This window comes from Bradyrhizobium sp., assembly GCF_017881085.1.
Lineage (GTDB): Bacteria > Pseudomonadota > Alphaproteobacteria > Rhizobiales > Xanthobacteraceae > Bradyrhizobium.
On sequence record NZ_JADGRI010000087.1, the window covers coordinates 1 to 16,922 of the forward strand.

General features: G+C 64.5%; 21 protein-coding genes. 9 read left to right on the forward strand and 12 right to left on the reverse strand.

Annotated features, from left to right (window positions below; genetic code table 11):
- From QZ213_RS10865 to QZ213_RS10880, 4 genes are all read right to left on the reverse strand, one after another.
- Positions 1 to 782, reverse strand: a 782-nt coding sequence (locus QZ213_RS10865) for an ABC transporter permease (RefSeq protein ID WP_291686071.1), incomplete at its 3' end; no start/stop codon positions are given.
- Entirely contained in the window at positions 779 to 1,933 is a 1,155-nt protein-coding gene (locus tag QZ213_RS10870; RefSeq protein ID WP_291686072.1) for an ABC transporter ATP-binding protein, read from the reverse strand. The genes QZ213_RS10870 and QZ213_RS10865, both read right to left, overlap by 4 nt.
- A gap of 30 nt (positions 1,934 to 1,963) precedes the next feature.
- A complete protein-coding gene (locus QZ213_RS10875; protein ID WP_291686073.1) occupies positions 1,964 to 3,499 on the reverse strand; it encodes a glycerol-3-phosphate dehydrogenase in 1,536 nt (511 codons plus the stop codon).
- A gap of 131 nt (positions 3,500 to 3,630) precedes the next feature.
- The gene (locus tag QZ213_RS10880) at positions 3,631 to 6,324 is read right to left on the reverse strand and encodes an EAL domain-containing protein (protein ID WP_291686074.1); all 2,694 of its coding nucleotides are present in this window, start codon (positions 6,322 to 6,324) and stop codon (positions 3,631 to 3,633) included.
- A 292-nt stretch (positions 6,325 to 6,616) separates the two neighbouring features.
- Here QZ213_RS10880 and QZ213_RS10885 point away from each other — a divergent pair, with 292 nt between their 5' ends.
- A complete protein-coding gene (locus QZ213_RS10885; protein ID WP_291686075.1) occupies positions 6,617 to 7,720 on the forward strand; it encodes an NAD(P)/FAD-dependent oxidoreductase in 1,104 nt (367 codons plus the stop codon).
- A gap of 175 nt (positions 7,721 to 7,895) precedes the next feature.
- On the opposite strand, the gene QZ213_RS10890 is transcribed toward QZ213_RS10885, so the two are convergent.
- Complete coding sequence (locus QZ213_RS10890; protein WP_291686076.1) at positions 7,896 to 8,081, reverse strand: DUF465 domain-containing protein; 186 nt, start codon at positions 8,079 to 8,081, stop codon at positions 7,896 to 7,898.
- A gap of 75 nt (positions 8,082 to 8,156) precedes the next feature.
- Here QZ213_RS10890 and QZ213_RS10895 point away from each other — a divergent pair, with 75 nt between their 5' ends.
- Together QZ213_RS10895 and QZ213_RS10900 are read left to right on the forward strand one after the other, a co-directional pair.
- Complete coding sequence (locus QZ213_RS10895; RefSeq protein WP_291686077.1) at positions 8,157 to 8,312, forward strand: hypothetical protein; 156 nt, start codon at positions 8,157 to 8,159, stop codon at positions 8,310 to 8,312.
- Positions 8,313 to 8,320: 8 nt separating this feature from the next.
- Entirely contained in the window at positions 8,321 to 8,527 is a 207-nt protein-coding gene (locus QZ213_RS10900; protein WP_291686078.1) for a DUF465 domain-containing protein, read from the forward strand.
- 99 nt (positions 8,528 to 8,626) lie between these two features.
- Here QZ213_RS10900 and QZ213_RS10905 read toward each other — a convergent pair whose 3' ends face one another.
- Positions 8,627 to 9,007, reverse strand: coding sequence for a response regulator (locus QZ213_RS10905; RefSeq protein WP_291686079.1), 381 nt, complete (start codon positions 9,005 to 9,007; stop codon positions 8,627 to 8,629).
- Positions 9,008 to 9,225: 218 nt separating this feature from the next.
- Here QZ213_RS10905 and QZ213_RS10910 point away from each other — a divergent pair, with 218 nt between their 5' ends.
- Both QZ213_RS10910 and QZ213_RS10915 read left to right on the forward strand, forming a co-directional pair.
- Positions 9,226 to 9,432, forward strand: a complete 207-nt coding sequence (locus tag QZ213_RS10910; RefSeq protein ID WP_291686080.1) for a hypothetical protein — start codon at positions 9,226 to 9,228, stop codon at positions 9,430 to 9,432.
- Positions 9,433 to 9,463: 31 nt separating this feature from the next.
- On the forward strand, positions 9,464 to 9,715 hold the full coding sequence (locus QZ213_RS10915; RefSeq protein WP_291686081.1) for a hypothetical protein: 252 nt from the start codon (positions 9,464 to 9,466) through the stop codon (positions 9,713 to 9,715).
- 3 nt (positions 9,716 to 9,718) lie between these two features.
- Here the strand turns inward: QZ213_RS10915 and QZ213_RS10920 are convergent, their stop codons facing one another.
- Positions 9,719 to 10,366: a GGDEF domain-containing protein gene (locus QZ213_RS10920; protein WP_291686082.1), complete on the reverse strand. Its 648-nt coding sequence runs from the start codon at positions 10,364 to 10,366 to the stop codon at positions 9,719 to 9,721.
- Positions 10,367 to 10,632: 266 nt separating this feature from the next.
- Here QZ213_RS10920 and purE point away from each other — a divergent pair, with 266 nt between their 5' ends.
- From purE to QZ213_RS10940, 4 genes are all read left to right on the forward strand, one after another.
- Positions 10,633 to 11,121: a 5-(carboxyamino)imidazole ribonucleotide mutase gene (purE, locus tag QZ213_RS10925; RefSeq protein ID WP_291686083.1), complete on the forward strand. Its 489-nt coding sequence runs from the start codon at positions 10,633 to 10,635 to the stop codon at positions 11,119 to 11,121.
- Complete coding sequence (locus QZ213_RS10930) at positions 11,118 to 12,224, forward strand: 5-(carboxyamino)imidazole ribonucleotide synthase (RefSeq protein ID WP_291686084.1); 1,107 nt, start codon at positions 11,118 to 11,120, stop codon at positions 12,222 to 12,224. Before purE ends, QZ213_RS10930 begins: the two co-directional genes overlap by 4 nt.
- 173 nt (positions 12,225 to 12,397) lie before the next feature.
- Positions 12,398 to 12,703: a 30S ribosomal protein S21 gene (rpsU, locus tag QZ213_RS10935; RefSeq protein ID WP_079564913.1), complete on the forward strand. Its 306-nt coding sequence runs from the start codon at positions 12,398 to 12,400 to the stop codon at positions 12,701 to 12,703.
- 325 nt (positions 12,704 to 13,028) lie between these two features.
- On the forward strand, positions 13,029 to 13,337 hold the full coding sequence (locus tag QZ213_RS10940) for a tetratricopeptide repeat protein (RefSeq protein WP_291686085.1): 309 nt from the start codon (positions 13,029 to 13,031) through the stop codon (positions 13,335 to 13,337).
- A 15-nt stretch (positions 13,338 to 13,352) separates the two neighbouring features.
- Here QZ213_RS10940 and QZ213_RS10945 read toward each other — a convergent pair whose 3' ends face one another.
- From QZ213_RS10945 to QZ213_RS10965, 5 genes are all read right to left on the reverse strand, one after another.
- Positions 13,353 to 14,321 carry a hypothetical protein gene (locus QZ213_RS10945; RefSeq protein ID WP_291686086.1) on the reverse strand — a complete coding sequence of 323 codons (969 nt, stop codon included), beginning with the start codon at positions 14,319 to 14,321 and terminating at the stop codon, positions 13,353 to 13,355.
- A gap of 95 nt (positions 14,322 to 14,416) precedes the next feature.
- Positions 14,417 to 14,701 carry a cupin domain-containing protein gene (locus tag QZ213_RS10950; RefSeq protein ID WP_291686087.1) on the reverse strand — a complete coding sequence of 95 codons (285 nt, stop codon included), beginning with the start codon at positions 14,699 to 14,701 and terminating at the stop codon, positions 14,417 to 14,419.
- A gap of 31 nt (positions 14,702 to 14,732) precedes the next feature.
- The gene (locus QZ213_RS10955; protein ID WP_291686088.1) at positions 14,733 to 15,830 is read right to left on the reverse strand and encodes an ionic transporter y4hA; all 1,098 of its coding nucleotides are present in this window, start codon (positions 15,828 to 15,830) and stop codon (positions 14,733 to 14,735) included.
- A 53-nt stretch (positions 15,831 to 15,883) separates the two neighbouring features.
- On the reverse strand, positions 15,884 to 16,690 hold the full coding sequence (locus QZ213_RS10960; protein ID WP_291686089.1) for an alpha/beta hydrolase: 807 nt from the start codon (positions 16,688 to 16,690) through the stop codon (positions 15,884 to 15,886).
- Between the two features lie 18 nt (positions 16,691 to 16,708).
- Positions 16,709 to 16,922 (reverse strand): NAD(P)(+) transhydrogenase (Re/Si-specific) subunit beta (locus QZ213_RS10965; protein ID WP_291686090.1); only part of this gene is annotated, 214 nt, incomplete at its 5' end.

Below are 16,922 nucleotides of genomic sequence, written 5' to 3' on the forward strand. Positions count from 1 at the left end.
AAGGTCTGGCCGATCATCAAGGAGTTGGAACCCGCGAGCAGATCGGGGATCACGAACTCGCCGACGATCGGGATGAAGCACAACAGCACGCCCGCGGCGACGCCCGGCAATGACAGCGGAAAAGTCACCAGCCAGAACGCCTGCCGGGGCGACGAGCCGAGATCGGCTGCCGCCTCCAGCAGCGCCGGCTCCAACTTGGCCAGCGTCGCATACAGCGGCAGGATCATGAACGGCAGATAGGAGTAGACGATGCCGAGATACATCGCGCTGTCGGTGGAGAGCCACACCACGGGTGCTGCAACCAGATGCAGCGCCAGCAGGATCTTGTTGAGCAGGCCGTCGTGCTGCAGGATGTTGATCCAGGCATAGATGCGGATCAGGAACGAGGTCCAGAAGGGAACGATGACGAGCATCATCGCGACCGGCTGCCCGCGTTGCGGCAGCCGCGCCATCCCATAGGCGATGGGATAGCCGATCACCAGGAGTATCGACGTCGAGACCGCTGCGACGACGAGGCTGCGCAAATAAGACAGCACGTAGAGGTCATCAGACACCAGCAGCCTGAAATTATCCAGCGACAGCGCCGCCAGCGCGGCCTTGAGCGCGCCAACACCCTGGCTGAAATCGAACACCGGTGTATACGGCGGCTGCGCGATCGCAGTCTGCGACAGGCTGATCTTGAGCACGAAACCGAACGGCACCAGGAAGAACAGCACCATCCACAGCAAAGGCGCGATCGCGGCCAGCCGCGCCGGGCGCGTGAAAATGCGCCGCCCGCTCATCGCTCCAGCACCACGCAATCGTCGGGCGTGAACCACGCCACCACGCGCTGGCACGCATGATAGGCGTCGATATCGATCCGCGCCGTATTGGCCATCGACGAGCGTACGACCGCGCCGGAATCGAGCTTCACCTTGTAGCTGGTGACGCCGCCGAGATAGCTGACGTCTGTCACGACGCCTTCGAGCCGGTTGATCGCTTGCGCGCTGGCCGCGTCGCCAGACGCCGGGCCGCGGCGCGACAGTTTTATCTTCTCGGGGCGGATCGCGACGCAAACGCCGGATTTGGTGACCGGCCGGCGCGGCTCGGCCGCCGCGATGGTTCCGGCGTCTTTGGTCGCAATCATCAGCCGGCCGGCGTCCTGCGACAAGAGTTGTCCCTCGAAGATGTTGACGTCGCCGACGAACTCCGCGACCCAGCGCGAGGCCGGCTCCTCATAAAGCTGCCGCGGCGTCGCCGCCTGTTCGAGGCGTCCGGCGTCCATCACGCCGATCCGGTCTGCCACGGCCATCGCCTCTTCCTGATCGTGGGTGACGATGACGAAGGTCATGCCGAGCCGGCGCTGCAACTCGACCAGTTCGAGCTGGGTGCTCTCGCGCAGCTTCTTGTCGAGCGCGGCGAGCGGTTCGTCGAGCAGCAACAGCCGCGGCCGGCGCGCCAGCGAGCGGGCCAGCGCCACGCGCTGTTTTTGCCCGCCGGAGAGCTGGTCGGGCTTGCGTTTCTCCAGCCCCTCGAGCCTGACCAGAGCCACCATCTCGGCGACGCGGCCATCGATCTCCGCGCGCGCCATGCCGGCGCGCTTCAGGCCGAAGGCGATGTTGTCGCGCACCGAAAGATGCGGAAACAGCGCGTAATTCTGGAACATCATGTTGATGGGACGCTGGTGCGGCAGTACCTGCGCGATGTCCTTGCCGTCGAGCAGGATGCGGCCTTCGTCCGGCGTCTCGAATCCGGCGAGCATCCGCAGCAGCGTGGTCTTGCCGCAGCCGCTCGGACCAAGGAGCGCAAAGAACTCACCGGCGCAGATGTCGAGCGACAGCCGATCCACCGCCGTGAACACTCCGAATTTCTTCACCACCGCGTCGATGCGCAGCAGCGGCCTGTCGGCCGCCGCTTCTTGCTGCGGTTCCGGTTGCAGTGATTCCTCGGCCATCTTCCTCGCCAGCCCACTCGGGCCAGCACGCTAGCGGCGGATCGGCTCCGGCTCAACCGTGCCACCGCGGGTAGCCCCAGGATTGTCTGCGCCGCCTGGTGTCGCCTTCGCCATATATGCCGCCAACGCGTCGTGCTCTGCCGACGTCATAGTGAGACCGAGTTTTGAGCGGCGCCAGAGAATGTCATCCGGAAACCGTGCCCATTCTTTCGTCATGAGATAGCGGACCTCCGCACCGGTCAGTGCCGGCCCGAAGGCCGGACCGAGATCCGCGCGGTCCCTGGCGTCGCCGAGCATGGCGGCAAGACGGGAACCATAGGCTCCGACCAGGCGCTGCGCCTCGGCCTCGCCGAGGAACCGCCAGCGTTCGCGCGCGCGATCGACCTCGGCGTCGAAGCGGGCCCATGCGAAATCGCCGCCGGGCAGCGGCGCCTGCGCGGTCCAGCGCGGCGACATCGGATAGAACGGCGTCAGTTTCGAGACCGCCCGCTCCGCGCGCAGGCGCGAGGTCGTGACATCGCCGCCGAAGATCGTCAGCAGCGGCGCCTTGCGCCGCCGCGCGTCGAACGTCATGGCGCCGTCCCGCGCGGCGCGCCGGCTGGCGGGGTCCAGGGAAAGGTTGGCGCCGGAAATCGTCCTGATCACGTCGGACGGTTCGACCCGTTCGCGAAAATAGCGGTTGGCGGCGTCGCAGAGATAGGCGACGTCGGCGGCCGCCATCGACACCGCGGCGGGATTGCCCTTGAACGCATGCCCGACGGTGCCGATCAGCGTGAAATCGCGCTCATAAGGGCTGGCGAAAATCAGCCGGCGGTCGCTGTTCTGGAAAACATAGACATTGTCGGTCTCGAACAGCCGCCGGACCACGATCTGGCTGATCTGCATGACGCCGGCGCGCAGCGGCGGCAGCCGCAAGATGGTTTCCGCGACCGACGCGGTCCAGGCGCCCGATGCGTTGACCAGCGCCCGGGCGGTGATTACCTGACGCCGGCCGCGATCGATCGCCGCCAGCCGCCAGATCTCGGACCGGTCGGCGCGAACGCAGCGCGCGCCGGTGCGAATGTCGGCGCCGCGCTCGGCGGCGTCGACGGCGTTGGCGATCACCAGCCGCGAATCGTCCGCCACGCAGTCGGAATATTCGAACGCGGTGCCGAACGGGCGCTTCAGCGCATTGCCGAGCGGATGATGCGTGACGTCGACGGTCGCAGCACCCGGCAGGCCGCTTCGCGAGGCGAGCCGGTCGTAGAGCCATAACCCCGTGCGCAGCAGCCAGGGCGGACGCTCGTCGGAATGGGCGGGGATCGCGAACCGCATCGGCCGCACCAGATGCGGCGCGATCCGCAGCCAGATGTCGCGTTCGGCAAGCGCGGTGCGCACGCGGCCAAATCCCCTGCGCTCCAGCACCGCGAGATCGCCATGAACAAGCCGCGGCGAGGCCGCGGATGCGGCAGAACCGAGGTCGCCTTGCTCCAGCAGGATCACCCGCAGGCCGCGCCCGGCGGCGTCGCGTGCAATGCTGACGCCGTTCAGGCCGCCGCCGATGATCGCAAGATCGTAGTCCGCCATGCGCGACGTCTAGAGCATGATCCGCAAAAGTGGAAACCGCTTTTCCTCGGGACAAGGCAAGGCAATTACAGGCAGATCATGCTCGAGCAAGAATAAGGTGGGAGAATGATTCAGCTGGGTCGAACCATGCGCTAGCCGGTCTTGCGCGCGGCCTCGATGGTGTTGCCGCCGTTGCGGCCTACCAGCGCCGTGTACTGGCCGATCGGCAGCGGTTTGCCGATGAAATAGCCCTGCACCGCGTCACAGCCTTCATCGGCGAGGAAGCTGAGCTGCTCCTGGGTTTCGACGCCCTCGGCGACGATCGACATCTCGAGGCCGTGGCCGAGGCCGATTACGGCCCGGATAATCGCGGCCGATTGCGGATTGCGGCCGAGATTGTTGACGAAATCGCGGTCGATCTTGATCTTGTCGAACGGAAATGCCTGCAGATAGGAGAGCGACGAATAGCCGCTGCCGAAATCGTCCATGGAAATGCGCACGCCGAGCGCCTTCAGCCGGCGCAGCAGCGCCAGGCCGCGGTCGAAATCCTCGATCAGTACGCCCTCGGTGATTTCCAACTCGAGCCGGCCCGGCGAAAGACCGGTTTCGAGCAGGATCGAATGCACGAGACTGACGACGTCGCCGTGCATGAACTGCGCCGGCGACAGGTTGACCGCGATCTGCAGCGGCAACGGCCAGGAAGCGGCCTCGCGGCAGGCTTCGCGCAGGATCCATTCACCCATTTCGACGATCAGGCCGCTCTCTTCCGCGAGCGGGATGAAGTCGCTCGGCGGCACGAAACCGCGCACCGGGTGCAGCCAGCGCGCCAGGGCCTCGAAGCCGATGATCTCGCTTGCCGCGACGGTATGGCGCGACATCGCTTGCGGCTGGTAATACAGCGACAGCTCGCCGTTCTTGATCGCGAGCGAGAGATCCTGGTGCAGCACGCGGCGATCGCGGATCTGCTGGTCCATCTCGGGCTCGTAGATGCTGATCGAGCCGCGCGATTTGGCCTTGGCGCGGAACAGGGCCGCGCCTGCGTTGGCGAGCAGCGAGGCGGCGTCGGCGCCGTTATGCGGGAATACCGAAATGCCCGTCGTGACGCCGGTGCGGACCGATTTGCCGTCGATCTGGAACTCGTTGGTCAGCACTTCGGCGAGCTGCTCGGCCAGCAGCATGCCGGCGACGGGCTGCTTGCCGTCGATGATCAATCCGAACTCGTCGCCCGAGAGCCGGGCCACGACACCGCCGCGCGCCGAGGCCTGGAGACGGCGCGCCACTTCGATTAAGAGCTTGTCGCCGGTGGCATGGCCGAACACGTCATTGACTTCCTTCAGCCCGTCGAGGTCGAGCGAGAGCACCGCGAATTCCTCGCCGGTGCCTTCGCAGGCTTCGATCATCTGCGCCAGGGCCTGCAGGAACGCCGCGCGGTTCGGCAGATCGGTCAGGCCGTCATGATACGCCATATGCGCCATGCGCGATTCGGTCTGGCGGCGGTCGGTGACGTCCTCGTGGGTCTTGATCAGATATTGCGGCGCCCCGGCCTCATCCAGCACCGTCATGCGCCGGGTCAGGAACAGCCTCAACCCGTCCTTTGTGCTGATCGGATGTTCTTCGACCAGCAGGCCGCGCTTCTTGATCGCCGCCTCGTCGCGGGCGATGATCAGCTTGGCTTCCCGGGGATTGAAGATATCGGCGGCGGTGAGGCCGGTTGCGTCCTCGCGGCGCCGGTTGAGAATGATCTCGGCGCTGCGATTGGCGAGCAGATAGCGGCCGTCGCTGACGCGCTCCACGATCAGCGAGACCGGAATGTTGTCGACCACGAGTTCCAGGAATTTCTTGGTGTTCTCAAGCTCCTGGGAAAGTGACCGGCGCTCGGTGACGTCATCGAACAGCGCGATCAGAAACTCCGGCTGGTTCTTGTCGTTGCGCGCGATGACGCGGATGCTGGAGAGAACGCGTTTCTCCGATCCGCGCTCGACCTCGAATTCGTTGCGGAACTGGCCCTCGGGCGAGTTGACTGCTGCCCGGTCAGCCGCGTCGATGCTGGCTGTGGTCTCGGGGCGAAAAATTTCGTCGGCGCGCTTGCCGATGATGGTGTCGCGGGAGAGGCGCGAGAAGCGTTCGAACGCGCGGTTGGCAAAAATATAGCGGCCGTCCTCGATGCTCTTGGCGGCCACGCAGACCGGCACGTTGTCGAGCACCGATTCCAGGAATTGCTTGGTCGACGCCAGCTGCCGTGAAAGCTTGCGCTGCTCGGTGCAATCCTCGTGGGACGCCACCGAACCGCCGTTCGGCAGCGCGAAATATTTGACCAGAACCGACCGCCCGCTGGGCAGTTCGGTAATCAGTCCGTCCGGGGTGCCCGCCTGCCTGTAGAACTCCTCACTGCTGACGTCGAGCACGCCGCGTTTGCGGCGCAACTCCAACAGTTCCGGGCCGGTCATGTGGCGCCGGATATCCGAACGAGCCAGGCCGTAGATTTCGAGATAGCGATTGTTGCAGTACACGATCCGCTGCTGCGCATCCGTCATGACAACGCCGTGGCTGAGATTGTTCAGCGCGGAACTGACGAACGCGTTTCTGCGCAACTGCGAACGACTCACCTTGCGCAAGGCGGAGTGGATCCACAGCGCGACCGCCGCGAGGAACGAGCAGACGACGATGCCGCCGATCAGGACTTCCCAGAGCATGCTGGGATCGGCGAAGCCTAGATAGTTCTGGGACGCAAAATGATCGGACAAACCCCAGGCGGCGTGCACCGGCGCGGCAGTGACCACCAGGCATACGAGAGCCTGCGCAGGAATCGAGTTCTTGCCGCCTGCCTGCCCGTTCTCGCCAGCCATCAGTCACCCGCGCATTTCAGGGCGGAGTGTCTGACTTGACGGGTTTGGATCAGGTAAACGCCTACCCTTACAACCCAGAAATGTGACTCAAATTACGGCAATTGCCCTGACATGATTAATGTATCCCTAACTCCATCCGGGTCCGGAAAGCCTCCCGAAACGAACCCGGCAGGTTCTCCAAGAAGCTCATCGCGAACTGGGCGATAATGTGGGGGCGCGATTGACCCGGGACGAACAGCCACTTAACGAGGCGCACGTTGATTTCCCGTGATCCGTGAACCTGAAGGCGCGTATGGACAAGGTTGAGTGCGTCGTTATCGGTGCAGGCGTAATCGGTCTCGCGGTGGCGCGGCGGCTGGCGCAGGCGGGACGCGAGGTGATCCTGCTGGAGGCGACCGAGGCAATCGGCACGGTGACGTCGTCCCGCAACAGCGAGGTGATCCACGCCGGCATCTACTACAAGGCGGGCAGCCTGATGGCGCGGATGTGCGTCGGCGGCAAGCGGGCACTCTATCAATATTGCAGGGATCACGGCATCCCGCATCGCAATTGCGGCAAGCTGATCGTCGCGACCAGCCCGAAGGAAACCGAAAAGCTGCAATCGATCCGGGCGCATGCCGAGGCCAATGGCGTCGACGATCTGCAGACCCTTTCCGGCGCCGACGCCCGCGCATTGGAGCCGGCGCTGAACTGCGACGCTGCGCTATTGTCGCCTTCCACGGGCATCATCGACAGTCATGCCTATATGCTGGCGCTGCGCGGCGATGCCGAAGAGGCCGGCGCAGCCTGTGCTTTTCATACGCCCCTGCTGCACGCCAGGGCGGTGGGCGGCCGCATCGAGCTCGACGCCGGCGGCGACGCGCCGATGTCGCTTGAATGCCGGCTGCTCGTCAACGCCGCAGGGCTGAGCGCGCCGGCGGTGGCGCGCAGCATCGACGGCATGCCGATCGAGCAGATACCGCCGGCCTATCTCGCCAAGGGAAACTATTTCAGCTGCAGCGCGCGAGCGCCGTTCTCGCGTCTGATCTATCCGGTGCCCGAACCCGGCGGGCTCGGCGTGCACCTCACCCTGGACATGGCGGGACAGGCCCGGTTCGGGCCCGACGTGGAGTGGATCGAGAAGGTGGATTACACCGTCGACCCGGCCCGGGCGGAGCGGTTCTATCCGGCGATCCGGCGCTACTGGCCGACGCTGCCGGACGGCGCGCTGATGCCGAGCTATTCGGGCATTCGGCCGAAGATCGTGCCACCGGCGGTAGCCACGCAGGACTTCCTCATCCAGGGGCCGCGGGAGCACGGCGTGGAGGGGCTGATCAATCTGTTCGGGATCGAGTCGCCGGGACTGACATCGTCGCTGGCGATCGCGGACTATGTCGGCGAATTGGCCGGTGTGTGAGCGTCACGCAGGCTGCGTGCCAAGGGACGCGATCCGCCTCGGTGAGCCTCGAAGCGCGACCGGCGGTACGGTCTGCCTTCGGGGCGCAGTCGAAGCGTGCACGTGCGGGTGAACGCGATTGCGTTCGGCCCGGGGATGATTGAGGCGTTTGCGGGAGCTTTAAGGAGTGGCGACGCTAGTGCAGCGTTTCGCCTGCGGTATGTCTCAACCGTTCAATCTCGTCCTTAACCATCAATTTCCGGCGCTTTAGTTCAAGAATTTGCAGGTCGTCCGTTGAGAGGTGCACGAGAGCTTCATGCAATTCGTTTTCAAGAACTTTGTGTTTCCGTTCCAGTTCAACGAGATGCGCCTGAATTGCCATACGAAACCTCCTCTGTTGATAAGACCTCAGATTCGATCCGGACGCGGAAGTGTACACGAGTAAGGGAATCTGTCGATGGGTATCGAAAATGGCGGGCTCATTTTTCCGCAGACATCTGTAACGAATCGTGAGTACGGAACCCGCGCCAGCTTGCGTGCCGACCCGGCAAGGACGATATTCCCCGAAGCCGTTTCCGCAACCATTCGCAATCTCATCCCGTTTTTCAGCTAACGTACATCATGACCGACGAAGATGAGCGCGAACTCGCCAGCGAGCTCGCACGGCTGCAGCAGGAGCACCGCGATCTCGACGCGGCGATCGATGCCTTGCATCAATCTCCCGCGCCCGACCTGTTGCGACTGCAGCGGTTGAAAAAACGCAAGCTGCAATTGCGCGACCGTATCGCCTTCATTGAGGACCAGATTACGCCGGATATCATCGCCTAGCGCCTGACCGGCTCTGATTGCATCGGAACCGAGGCTCTGCTCTTTGGTTTGATGCGTTTTCTTCACGCGAACTTCGCACGAAAACGCTGTAGCGTTCGGTCACGCGCCGGCGATCAGTTCACGCAGCACGCCCGTTACCTGGATCGGACTGTAGGGTTTGGGCAGGAAGCGCCCGCCCTCGGGCAGATCCGCTTCCCGCACGCCGATATGGCCGGAGGTCGCGACGATCTTGATCGGCGGCCAGCGGCCACGCACCGCGCGGGCGAGTCTTAAGCCATCCATCGAGCCCGGCATCTGAATATCGGTGAAAACAACCGTGATGTCCCGGCGAGCTTCCAGAATTTCGATGGCCTGATCGGCATTCGCGGCTTCGATAACATCGAACCCGGCATCCCTGATCATGTCGACCGCGTCCATCCGGAGCAGAAACTCGTCTTCCACAACCAACACCACGGGTCTCTTGGACTCAACAAGACCCATGCATCCCACTCCCTGCGAATAGCCGTTAAGCGCCAGATATATTTTTCGTTCCCCGCCTTAGACTTTCGGACCGTCCTTGTTGGTCCATCGTGCGGGTCGGCCCCGCCGCTCTGAGCTGTGCAGACCCTCGACCGGGCTTGTGCGGAGGCACTTGACTCCATCAGAACAAAATAGGAACGTTGCGATCAGCCCAATCAGCCGTCCCCGGGAGTACCGCCATGCCCGAAGCCGCTTCCCCATCCGACGTCAGCCGTTACGAGCAGGCCTGCGACCAGGCGATCGCAATGTGCGACGGCAACCTGCGCAGCACGATCAAGGCGCTCATCATGGCGAACGAATATCTGGAGAGCGAACTAGCGGACTTGCAGGCGGCAATATCCTGTGGTTGCGCACCTGAGGGATTGTCGAACAGCGACGCCGCCTGATCGATCGAACCGGAGCCAAGGAGCAAAGACCATGGCCGATGTCACCTATTACGTCGCAATGCCGTTCCTGCAGGACGAGGCTGGCTCGCCGGTCGCGGGTGCGGCGGAGGAATGCCAGAGTTCGTCGGCGGCGCTGCGACGCGCGGAAGTGTTGTCGCGGACCGCCGGCAGCATCGGCGCCGTCGCCTTCAGACGCAGCGGCGATCCCATGATCGGCGAATTCGGCGACGCCGAGTTGCTCCGGAAATTCGGCAGCGTGCCTGACGATCTGAGCGGCTTGTAAGCATCACGTCTCGTGCCGGCGTTGCGCCTTGCGCACATACATCGCGCTGTCGGCTTCCTCCAATGCGCGGCCGGCTTCAGCATGCGGGCCGAGAACGGCCACGCCGGCCGATGCGCCCGCGGTCACGGGACGGCCGCGAAACGTGAAGGTGAGCCGGTCCATGGCCTCTTCCAGCGAGGCCGCTTTCGCCCTGGCATCGGCCTCGGTCAGATTCCACAACAGGACCGCGAACTCGTCGCCGCCGAGCCGCCCGACCAGGTCGGAGGAACGCACCTGGCCCACCAGCGTGGCCGCGATGGCCTTCAAGACCTGATCGCCGGCGGCGTGCCCGAAGGCGTCGTTGATCGGCTTCAGGCCATCGACGTCGAGCACGATCAGCGCGCCGCTCGCATGATAGCGCTTGATGTAGGAGATCGCGCGATGGAACTCGCGCTCGAAGCCGCGCCGGTTCGGAATATCCAGCAGGAAGTCGGTGTCCGCCGACGCCTCCAGTTCCTCGATCCGCTTGCGCGCGCGCGCCAGTTGGGTCCGCAGCCTGCGAATCGTCGGCCTGCCGTCGCCGGGATCGACCGGCAACCGGGACGCCGGCTTTGGCGCTTTCGCCGGCCGGACCCGGCGCGACGCAGCCTTGCGCCTGCCGCCCCCGCTCATGCGGGGTTTCGCCGCCCTGGATTTCGAAGTCCTGGATTTCGCAGATTTGGGGGCGGCCGCCCCTGTTTTCTTCTTCATGGCCATCTCAAACTGGCGTCCGATTCGCGCTAACGGAGCCCTTCGGGCCGGAATCATGCGCTAAGAAGGCTTGCCGGAATTCACCAAGACAGGATAGTCCATTCCGGACCCCTTGCCACGCCTTGCCGAGCCCTGTGCCGATCCTATAATCCGGCCTATGTTTCTGGATTCCTGAAAGAATTAACCGCATGCCCGTCCCCGTCGCCATCATCATGGGAAGCCAGTCGGACTGGGACACCATGCGCCATGCCGCCGAAACCCTTGGAGTGCTCGGGGTTGCCTGCGAGAAACACATCGTCTCGGCGCACCGCACCCCGGACCGGATGTTCGCCTTTGCCAGGGGGGCCAAGGCGGCCGGCTTCAAGATCATCATCGCCGGCGCGGGAGGCGCGGCGCATCTGCCGGGTATGACGGCGTCGCTGACGGAACTGCCGGTATTCGGCGTTCCCATCGAATCCAAGGCGCTGTCCGGCGTCGATTCGCTCTATTCCATCGTCCAGATGCCGGCCGGCGTCCCGGTCGGAACGCTGGCGATCGGCAAGGCCGGCGCTATCAACGCCGCACTGATGGCGGCCAGCGTGCTTGCGCTGAACGATCCCAAGCTGTCGGGCCGCCTTGTCGCCTGGCGCAAGGCGCAGACCGATGCGGTTGGCGAGCGTCCGGAGGATCCGGCGTGACTTCTCCACAGCAGGTGAAGCTCAAGCCCGGCGACACCATCGGAATTCTCGGCGGCGGACAATTGGGCCGGATGCTGGCCATGGCGGCGGCACGGCTCGGCCTTCGCTGCCAGGTGTTTTCGCCCGACCCGGATTCGCCGGCGTTCGACGTCGTGCTGAACGCCACCTGCGCGGAATATGCCGACGTCGAGGCGCTGGAGTTATTCGCCAACGACGTCGACGTCATTACCTATGAATTCGAGAACGTGCCGGCTGCCGCCGCCATGATCCTCGGCGCGCGCCGTCCGGTGCTCCCCGAGCGCAAAATCCTGGAAACCACGCAGGACCGCCTTGCCGAAAAAGATTTCGTCAAGCGGCTGGGCATCGGCACCGCCGATTACGCCGATGTGTCGTCGGCCGCGAGCCTGCGCGCTGCGATCGCGCGCATCGGGCTGCCGGCCGTGCTCAAGACCCGCCGCTTCGGCTATGACGGCAAGGGCCAGGCGATCATCCGCGCGGGCGACGATCCGGACGTGATCTGGGACGATCTTGGCACCCGATCCGCCATCCTCGAGGCCTTCGTTCCCTTCCAGTGCGAGATCTCCGTGATCGCCGCGCGCTCGGCCGACGGTCATGTCGAATGCTTCGACGTCACCGAAAACGAGCACCGCGACCACATCCTGAAAATATCGCGGGCGCCGGCCAATATTTCGGACGCGCTGGCGGACGAGGCGCGCGCCATCGTGGAGAAGATCGCGCACGCCCTAAATTACGTCGGCGTGCTCGCGGTCGAGATGTTCGTGGTGCCGGCCGAGGGCGGGCCGAAGCTCCTGGTCAACGAGATCGCCCCGCGGGTGCACAATTCCGGACACTGGACGCTCGACGGCGCGTCGATCTCGCAGTTCGAGCAGCACATCCGCGCCATTGCCGGCTGGCCGCTGGGCAAGCCCGTCCGCCACGGCCCGGTCACCATGACCAACCTGATCGGGGACGATATCAACGACTACGAGCGATGGCTGACCGTCCCCGGGGCCACCGTCCACCTCTACGGCAAGGGCGCGCCCCGGCCCGGCCGCAAGATGGGGCATGTGACGCAGGTCGGAACACCGCAAAAAACCGCGTGATCGGGTCCAAAAGAAGTGGTTTTGGCCCAGCAAAGCGGCGCAATTGCTTCTCCGACGGTGGACATTGGCGGTTTTGTCTGATACATCCGCGCGCTCAAGGTTAAGGGCCTGGCCTTTTGCCGGCCCTTTGCTTTACCAGAATTCCAATCCGACCCATTGAAAGAGGATGCCGCGTGCAGGTTCTCGTTCGCGATAACAATGTCGATCAAGCCCTCAAGGCGCTGAAGAAGAAGATGCAGCGCGAGGGTATTTTCCGCGAGATGAAGCTTCGCGGTCATTACGAAAAGCCCTCCGAGAAGAAGGCCCGCGAAAAGGCCGAAGCCGTGCGCCGCGCGCGCAAGCTCGCCCGCAAGAAGCTGCAGCGCGAAGGCCTGCTGCCGATGAAGCCGAAGCCGGTGTTTGGCGCCGGTCCCGGCGCTGAGCGCGGTGGCGCCGGCGGTCGTGGAGGTCCCGGCGCGGGTCCGCGCGGCCCACGCTGATCGAAGGCTTTCTTAGATTTGAGTTGACGACGCGGGCCTTGAGGCCCGCGTCGTTTTTTTGACGATGCATTTTGGGACGCGGCAGGCTAACAATTCGACGTAAGCCGCGCGAGTTTTCCGCATATCATGGCCATTCCGGTCCGTCTTCTCTTCCAGGAGCTTTGTGCGCTGGCTGCCGCGCGTCCGTGCCGATCGCGTTGACCGCGATCGCACTCGGCGGCTGCTCCTTCGATCTGGGATCGCCTTCATCAGCGGCGAGCCTGCAAAGCCTGCTCCTGCGGGAGCCACGGTGGCCCAGGCGCAGGTCTAGGCCACGCACGCCCAGATGCTGGCCAAATCAGGAAAAGCCGAACAGGCGCCCGCGGAGTTCAATCACGCCATCGAGTTCGATCCGAACAACGCACAGGCCCTGTACGGCCGTGGGATGCTCTATGAAGGCGAAAAACAGCACGAGCAGCGATCCGCCGATTTCGCCGCGGCCGATGGCCTGAAGCCGCAACAGGCAAGGGGGCAGGCTTATGAACGCCTCGGCGACAAGAGCAAGACTGCCGAGTCATACGGCCGCGCCATCAAACTGCGACCCCGGGATGAAGCCGCGCGAAACGGCATGGCGCGCGTCAGAGGCAGGACTTGAGCTGCAAAGCTTGAACTATTTCGGCAATACCGCGTGAAACACCGATTTCGCCGCCAGCAGCATGTCTTCAGCGACATTGGTGTGTTCGCGCCGCTGCGGCTCAACAGCGTCGGCGCGCAGATCCAGAGGTCCCGGGGACGGGAGCGACAAGGACGGAGACGCCTCGGGAATGTCGGCCGGCGGGATCGGGCGGCGCGGGTCTTCGATGCCAGCGGGCCTGACCATTGTGGATCCCGTCGGCGCATTGAAGCTGTCGGGGGCCGGGGTGGAGACCATGATCGGGGGCGGCAGCAGCCGAATCGCCGGGGCCGACGCGACGGGCGCTGCCACCGGCGGCGCTGCTACGACGCGGGGCGCATCCGTGACGCGGGCGGCTTCCTGCGGGCGCGGCGAACCGTCACCGGCGCCGCGCAGCCGCTCGATGGCCGCACGCGCCAGTTCCGTTGCGTCGCGATGCTCTTCCGGCGCGGCAGCGGCCTCGGCAGCCGGGGCGGCAGCGGGCGCGGCGACGACAGGCGCTGCAGCCACAGCCGGCGTGGATGGCGCAACCGGCGCCGCGACGGACTTGGCAACCACCTTTTCACGTTCGCGCGGAGCCGGCGCGTGACGACGGGTGTCGGCCGGGACACTTGCGGTCTCAGCCGGCTTGTCGGCGGATTTTTCCACGGGCTTGTCGGCAGCCAAGGCCTTCTCGGCCACCGCCGGCCTTTCAGCGGCCGTCTGCTCGATCATGGCCTTTTCGGAGATGCCCTTGGCCGTGACCCCCGGCTGCGGAAGACTGCCGACGACGCTGGCTGACCGTTTCGCATCGGCCTTGGCGTCAGTCGTGCCGTCCGCCTTTTTCGGGTCGGCCGAGGAGACGGCGGCTGCGACCGGGGTGTCGGGCTTGGTGACGATGTAATGATTGACGATGTAGGCCCCGATAATGGTCGCAACCACCGAGGGCAAGATATCCATCGCAAATTTCGAAACGATCTTCAGCATGCCGGCCACTCCCGCAGCGTTTTGATGCGGAAACTTTGAGGCACATTCAGGGATCAACTGCGACGGATCGGTGGCAATCGGTTAAAACGCGTTAGTTATGGTTTCAATTCGACTTCCAGGAACACAATCTCGGCGGCGGTCTCGTTGAGCACGTCGTGTTCCACCCCGGCCTTGCGGAAGTAGGATTTGCCGACGGCAAGCTGCGCCTTGGAACGCTCCCCATTGGGCGCCACGATGGTCATTTCACCCGCGGTGACGGGAACAATGACGTAGTCCATCCCGTGAATGTGATGTCCGGTGGCGCCGCCTGGCGCCAGCCGCCACTCGGTGACGCGAACTTCCGGGGTGTCGACTTGAACGTCCGATTTGGCGCTGATCATTGTCATTCCTTCGTCATCTCTCTTCGGTCCTCTAGGGCACGAACGCCATGAATACGAATACGGCAAATACCACCACATGGACCAGCCCGAACAGGATGTTGGTGCGGCCGGTGCCGAAGGTCAGCATGCTCAGGACGAAGGTCAGGACCAGCAGTACCATGCTTTGCGCGTCGAGCCCGAGCACGAGCTGTTTGTCCAGCGCGTAGGCCACCACCGCAACCGCCGGGATCGTCAGCCCGATGGTCGCCAGCGACGAGCCGAGCGCGAGGTTGATGCTCTTCTGCAGGTCGTTCTTGCGGGCGGCGGCGATGGCGGCGACGCTCTCGGGCAAGAGGATCAGGAGCGCTACCAGGACGCCGGCAAAGGCAGGCGGCGCGCCGATCCTGGCGGTGGCGAAATCCACCACCAGCGAGAATTTCTTTGCCAGCAGCACGACTGCCAAAAGCGACACCAAAAGCAGCACGATGCTCACGCCGAGCATGCGGTTTGACAGCGGGACCCCGCCATCGCCGGGATCGTGCTCCTTGCCGATGAAATAGCCGCGGTGAAGGATGGTCTGGGTGTAGAGGAATACGCCATAGAGCAGCACGGTGACGACGCTGACGAAGCCGAGTTGGGCGGCGGAATAGACCGGCCCGGGCGCGGTCAGCGTGTAATTGGGCATGATCAGCGTGATCGTCGCGAGCACGAACAGGACGCTGAGATAGAGGTTCGATCCCGCGACCTGGACGTCCTGCTCCCGGTAGCGCAATCCTCCGGCCAGGATGCAGATTCCGACCAGGCCATTGCAGACGATCATCACCACCGCGAACACGGTGTCGCGCGCCAAGGTGGGCACCGGCTTTTCGCCCAGCATGATGGTCGCGATCAGCGCCACCTCGATCACGGTGACGGCCAGCGTCAGGAGCAGCGTGCCATAGGGCTCGCCGCTCCGCTCCGCGATCACCTCGGCATGATGGACCGCGGCGAACACTGTGCCGAACAGGATCACCAGCAGCACCGCGGCGAACACCGCTCCGGCGGCCGACGGCGTGAAGGTGACGCCGAGCGCGGTGGCGCCTGCGAAAAACAACACCGCCAGCGCCGGGAAAATCCACGCTGATCGCGGCATCGGGCCGTGCGCGTTCATGTTACCTCATCCTCGAAGCCGGGTATGAACTATGCGCCAAACCGCGGCAGCCGTCAGCCCTTTGCGGCATCGATGAAGCGGCGCGCCGTTTCGATCGCGCCAAAGTTACCAAGATCGTTGTGACCTGCTTCGGGAAACCGCACGAATTGTTTCGGCTCACGGGCGAGCGCGAACAATCGCTCGCCGAGGCCGATCGGGATGGTGGCATCGCGCGCGCCATGCATGATCAGCAGCGGAGCCGTGACGCGCGCGATGCGCTGGTCGGAGCGAAACGGATCCCGTATCACCCAGCGGACCGGCGCAACCCAGAACAGCGAACTGGCGACATCCGCCATCGACGTATAGGGAGCTTCCAATATGATCTTTCCGACCGGTCGATCGGCCGCCAGCGCCACCGCGACGCCACTACCCAGCGAAAACCCCCAGAGCACAATCCGCTCCGCGCTGTAGCGCGCCGCCGCAAAGGCATAGGCCGCCGCGGCATCGCTCAGCAACCCCTGCTCGCTGGGCCGCCCGCTCGAGCCGGCGTAGCCGCGGTAGGACAGCGCGACGAGCCCGGTACCGTCAGCGGTGACGCTGCGAAAATGGCTGACGAGCGCCGCCAGGAAATCACCATTGCCGGGAAAATAGATCACGACCGCATGGCCCGGTCTCGCCGGCACGTGCCAGACAATGACCTTCTCGCCATCCGCCGTCGTCAAAATATGTTCTTCCGCTTCCGGAAAGCCGGCGGCTCCGGGAGCGGTGCGTACGGTCGCCGGGATCGGAAACATCAGCGCCCGCTGCACGAAGAACAGGACCGCAAGACCGCCGAAATATCCGCCCGCTGCGAGAACGACGAGCCATTTCAGGAGGGCCATGATTTCCCGTGAGGGAGCTTACATCGCCTTCACGATGTTCTCGGTCATCTTCTTGGCGTCGCCGAGCAGCATCATGGTGTTGTCGCGATAGAACAGGGGATTGTCGATGCCGGCATAGCCGGAGGCGAGCGAGCGCTTGATGAACATCACGGTGCCGGCCTTCCAGACCTGCAGCACCGGCATGCCGTAGATCGGCGAGGTCTTGTCGTCCTCGGCCGCCGGGTTGGTGACG

Bases quoted from the DNA above. Each gene is read 5' to 3' on its own strand.
- QZ213_RS10870 (WP_291686072.1), bottom strand. From the start codon at position 1,933: ATGGCCGAGGAATCACTGCAACCGGAACCGCAGCAAGAAGCGGCGGCC.
- QZ213_RS10875 (WP_291686073.1), bottom strand. From the start codon at position 3,499: ATGGCGGACTACGATCTTGCGATCATCGGCGGCGGCCTGAACGGCGTC.
- QZ213_RS10880 (WP_291686074.1), bottom strand. From the start codon at position 6,324: ATGGCTGGCGAGAACGGGCAGGCAGGCGGCAAGAACTCGATTCCTGCG.
- QZ213_RS10885 (WP_291686075.1), top strand. From the start codon at position 6,617: ATGGACAAGGTTGAGTGCGTCGTTATCGGTGCAGGCGTAATCGGTCTC.
- QZ213_RS10890 (WP_291686076.1), bottom strand. From the start codon at position 8,081: ATGGCAATTCAGGCGCATCTCGTTGAACTGGAACGGAAACACAAAGTT.
- QZ213_RS10895 (WP_291686077.1), top strand. From the start codon at position 8,157: ATGGGTATCGAAAATGGCGGGCTCATTTTTCCGCAGACATCTGTAACG.
- QZ213_RS10900 (WP_291686078.1), top strand. From the start codon at position 8,321: ATGACCGACGAAGATGAGCGCGAACTCGCCAGCGAGCTCGCACGGCTG.
- QZ213_RS10905 (WP_291686079.1), bottom strand. From the start codon at position 9,007: ATGGGTCTTGTTGAGTCCAAGAGACCCGTGGTGTTGGTTGTGGAAGAC.
- QZ213_RS10910 (WP_291686080.1), top strand. From the start codon at position 9,226: ATGCCCGAAGCCGCTTCCCCATCCGACGTCAGCCGTTACGAGCAGGCC.
- QZ213_RS10915 (WP_291686081.1), top strand. From the start codon at position 9,464: ATGGCCGATGTCACCTATTACGTCGCAATGCCGTTCCTGCAGGACGAG.
- QZ213_RS10920 (WP_291686082.1), bottom strand. From the start codon at position 10,366: ATGAGCGGGGGCGGCAGGCGCAAGGCTGCGTCGCGCCGGGTCCGGCCG.
- purE (WP_291686083.1), top strand. From the start codon at position 10,633: ATGCCCGTCCCCGTCGCCATCATCATGGGAAGCCAGTCGGACTGGGAC.
- QZ213_RS10940 (WP_291686085.1), top strand. From the start codon at position 13,029: ATGCTGGCCAAATCAGGAAAAGCCGAACAGGCGCCCGCGGAGTTCAAT.
- QZ213_RS10945 (WP_291686086.1), bottom strand. From the start codon at position 14,321: ATGCTGAAGATCGTTTCGAAATTTGCGATGGATATCTTGCCCTCGGTG.
- QZ213_RS10950 (WP_291686087.1), bottom strand. From the start codon at position 14,701: ATGATCAGCGCCAAATCGGACGTTCAAGTCGACACCCCGGAAGTTCGC.
- QZ213_RS10955 (WP_291686088.1), bottom strand. From the start codon at position 15,830: ATGAACGCGCACGGCCCGATGCCGCGATCAGCGTGGATTTTCCCGGCG.
- QZ213_RS10960 (WP_291686089.1), bottom strand. From the start codon at position 16,690: ATGGCCCTCCTGAAATGGCTCGTCGTTCTCGCAGCGGGCGGATATTTC.